The organism is Parasphingorhabdus sp., assembly GCF_049667325.1.
Taxonomy (GTDB): domain Bacteria; phylum Pseudomonadota; class Alphaproteobacteria; order Sphingomonadales; family Sphingomonadaceae; genus Parasphingorhabdus.
This window is the reverse complement of the sequence record NZ_JBATHY010000293.1, coordinates 1-3,873: the sequence shown is the minus strand read 5'-3', so window position 1 is coordinate 3,873 and position 3,873 is coordinate 1. Positions and strand designations below refer to the sequence as shown.

At 64.0% G+C, this 3,873-nt stretch carries 3 protein-coding genes; 1 reads left to right on the top strand and 2 read right to left on the bottom strand.

Annotation, left to right across the window (positions count from 1 at the left end):
* Window positions 1-278: 278 nt before the first annotated feature.
* Window positions 279-1,037 carry a competence/damage-inducible protein A gene (locus WBM93_RS12960; protein ID WP_424432282.1) on the bottom strand — a complete coding sequence of 253 codons (759 nt, stop codon included), beginning with the start codon at window positions 1,035-1,037 and terminating at the stop codon, window positions 279-281.
* A 40-nt stretch (window positions 1,038-1,077) separates the two neighbouring features.
* Complete coding sequence (locus tag WBM93_RS12955) at window positions 1,078-2,838, bottom strand: sulfatase-like hydrolase/transferase (RefSeq protein ID WP_424432281.1); 1,761 nt, start codon at window positions 2,836-2,838, stop codon at window positions 1,078-1,080.
* Window positions 2,839-2,949: 111 nt separating this feature from the next.
* On the opposite strand from WBM93_RS12955, the gene map reads away from it, so the two are divergent.
* The gene (map, locus tag WBM93_RS12950; RefSeq protein ID WP_424432280.1) at window positions 2,950-3,774 is read left to right on the top strand and encodes a type I methionyl aminopeptidase; all 825 of its coding nucleotides are present in this window, start codon (window positions 2,950-2,952) and stop codon (window positions 3,772-3,774) included.
* The last annotated feature ends 99 nt before the right edge of the window (window positions 3,775-3,873 follow it).

Sequence of the window (3,873 nt, the reverse complement as noted above, 5' to 3'; positions counted from 1 at the left end):
CCACGAGATCGCCTTGGCAATCGAGCGCCAGTTCTTGATCTCGGGCGCCGCCTTCGGGGCCAGCGCTTCTATCTCGGGTCCGAAGACCGGATGTTCGGGATGTTCCTTCATTTGCGGGTTCTGGGGGAGAATGGGGGGATTGTCGAGGGAATATGCGCGGGGTGGGGGCAAGGCATTCCGTTCGCTCTGAGCTTGTCGAAGTGCACGTATCGGCGTGAAATGTCCTTCGACAGGCTCAGGACGAACGGATGCTCGCTCCCAGCGCGACCCGCCTGCCCCTAAATCCCGCCGTCGGTGACCTCGTAGCCCGCGGCTTCCAGCCCGGCCTTGAGCGCGGCGCGGCAGGTTTCCAGATCGTGGGCCTCGGTCGAGCGGACGACGAAATTGGCGCCGACGGTGCCGTCGCGGAAAAAGGGGTAGCTGCCGATGACGCAGCTTTCGTGCGCCTTTTCGGTGTCGCGGAGGATGCTGGCGACCTCGCTTTCCGGGGCCCAGGCGCCGAGCGTCGTCGAGAGCAGGGGCGCGCCGCCCTCCAGCGTGCCGGTGAGCGCGTCGAGCATGCCGGCGGTGATATGGGGGACGCCGGCCATCAGGAACATATTTTCGATGCGGATACCCGGGGCGCCGGACATCCGGTTCTCGATCAGCTCGGCGCCGTCGGGGACGCGGGCCATGCGCAGCCGGCCTTCGTTGATCCCGCCCCGGCTGGCATAATATTTCTCGAGGATTGCGCGGGCGGCGGGGTGGATGATGACTTCTACGCCAAGCGCGCTGGCGATCGCGTCGACGGTGATATCGTCATGGGTCGGGCCGATGCCGCCGGTGGTGAAGAGATAGTCGTTGCGGGCGCGCAGGATGTTCACCGCCTCGGCGATATGGTCTTGATCGTCGGCGACCACCCGGACCTCGGCGAGGCGGATGCCCTGGACGTTGAGCCAGCTGGCGACCTGCGCGATATTCTTGTCCTGCGTGCGCCCCGAAAGGATTTCATCGCCGATCACGATCAGCGCGGCGGTCCATATTTTTTGCTTTGTCATGGGGCGTCTATAGAGCGGTGCGGCGCGATTTGGGAATATGTTATTTGGTGCCGGTGGCGCGGGCGGTCCCGGCGGACTGGCGCGCCGGGCTTGCCGTGAAATCGCTGTCCGGGGGATGGGCGATCCGGTCGAGGTCAATCTCCCTCCAGCGCGGCGTGCGGCCGAACCGGGCGTTGAACTGGTAGTTGAAGGCCAAGGGCGCGCTGGCCCGGGTGCGCAGGTCGCTGCCATATATGGCCTGCACCTGCTGCGGATCATAGCCCATCATCGCGAGCACGGTCGGGAAAATCTGGAAATGGCTCGACCGGTCCCTGCCCTGCCCGGCGGCAACGGCCCAGTCCGGGGCATCGGGGCGCGGGGCGGCGGACGGCGATTCGAGCACGACCAGCGGGACCAGCCCCTCTTCCGGCTGCGGATCGGGCGAACAATGGGTGACCACCCCGGTGCCGCCGCGCTCGTGCAGATTCTGGCCGTGGTCCGAGGTATAGATGATCGTCGAACCGGTCAGGTCGGCCTCGCCGAGCAGCCGGTCGAAAAAGGCGCCGACATTCCACAACAGGGTGTTGCGATAGGCGTTGCGGTAGAGCACCCAGCTTTCCTGCGAGCCGGAGAATCCCTCGCGGTCGCCGGTGTCCGTGATGTGGAGGAACTGGCCGCGCGGCAGCACCGGCTTGTAGCGCATATAGGCATCGGGATATTTGTCGTGGATCGGGAAATGCGCGCCGATCTTCTGGAGATAGATGAACTGGCGTTTGCCGTCGTTGAGGAATCCGGCGAGCGTTTCGGCGGCGGCATAATCGCGGCGCTGGACCGGCACATCGTCAAACTCGATCCACTGGTCGATATCGCGCAGTTCGTTCTTGTCCATCAGATTGTTGAATATCCGCTTGGTCCGCGGAACGTCGATATAGACGGTCTCCAGCCCCGCCTTTTTGGCATAGGCCCAGATCGACGGCATGGTGCCGTTGATCCGGCGATAGGCGTCGCGGGTGCCGCCGTGACGCAGGGTGTAGTTGACCGCCGCGCTGCAATGGGAGATCGACGCGGCGAGGCCGAAATTATGGACCGCGACCCCGCTTTGCGGTGCCATCAGCCCGCTGCGCACGCCCTGCGGGCTGTTGATATCGAGATAATGGCCGGAGATGCTCTCGTCGACCAGCAGGACGATATCGCCATCGCCGTTCGGCGGCCGGACTACGGACAGCCTGACCGGCTCGCGCGGCTTGATTTCCTCGGTCGCCCGCTCGTAGCCATAGAGCAGGGAATAAGCCGCGCCGGCATAGCTTGCCGGCAGGCCCCGCGCGCCATCTCCGCCGCGCATGAACAATATCCCGGTCAGGGCAAACAGCGCCAGCAACGGCACCGCGATCAGCTTTTTGCCATGCGCCTTTGCCGGTCCGCGACCGTTCAGGCCGATGCCGAGCAACAGCAGCAGCCCCTGAACCCCGCCGATCATCATCGCGTCGGCATATTGGCCCCACGCTTCGTGCAGCGATCCCGATGCGTTGACCATGCTGATAAACGCGTCATAGGGCATATGGTCCCCGGCGGTCCGTTCATAGGTTGCGACGATGATCCCGGCGAGCGAGATCGCCGCGGCCATCGCCCAGCGCACGGTCGCGACGGGAATGAACGCGGCGCTGAATATTCCGGCCAGGCAGACGCCCAGCAGCACGCCATAGGCGGCCAGCCCGAACGGCTGGAATTCGGGTTGCACCAGAGATTCAAATCGCGCGATGGTCTGCGCCGTGCCGAGCAGCAGCGCAGCCGATATCAACGCTATTTTCAGTTTTGCCAGCATGGCCCCGCCTGTCAAATCAAAGGCCATGACCTAGCAAATTTGTGTTAAATAACTGAAAACAGTTGCACGGCAGGTCTCGCATATTGGCGATTCCGTCGCTATATAGGCCCGATGACAGACTATCTGACCGTAGAAGACACCACCCCATCCGCGCGCACCGGCGCGATCAAATTGCACGGGCCCGAGGGTTTCGAAGGCATGCGCAAGGCCGGGCGCCTCGCCGCCGAGATACTCGACAGCCTCGTCCCCCATGTCCTTCCCGGCGTGACCACCGGCGCGCTCGACGATATGGTCCGGCAACAGGCGTTCGCCGCCGGAGCGGTCCCCGCGACCCTCGGCTATCGCGGATTTACCCACAGCTGCTGCACCTCGATCAACCATGTTGTCTGCCACGGCATTCCCGGCGACAAGAAGCTCGCCGAGGGCGATATCGTCAATATCGACGTCACCGTGATCGTCGACGGCTGGCACGGCGACACCAGCCGCATGTATCTGGTCGGCAAGACCCCGATCAAGGCGAGCAAGCTGGTCCAGGTGACCTATGAATGCCTGATGCTGGGCATCGAGCAGGCCAAACCGGGCAACCGCATGGGCGACGTCGCCCACGCGATCCAGAGCCACGCCGAAGCCCACCGCTATTCGGTGGTCCGCGATTTCTGCGGCCACGGGCTCGGCCAGATGTTCCACGACGCCCCCGAGGTGGTCCACGCCGGCCGCCCCGGCACCGGCCCCGAGCTGCGCCCCGGCATGTTCTTCACCATCGAACCGATGATCAATATCGGCAAATATGCCTGCAAGATGCTCGACGACGGCTGGACCGCGGTCACCCGCGACCGTTCGCTGACCGCGCAGTTCGAGCATAGTATCGGGATTACCGAGGACGGGAACGAGATATTTACGAAGAGCCTGACCGGGTTGGATGCGCCGCCTTATTAGGATTTTTCGGACACGCCGGGGGATGGCAGCAACCGGGTGGCATGCGAACATTGCTTGCTGCGATCTTCAACGGCGGCTTCAACCCGTCAAAGCAGATAT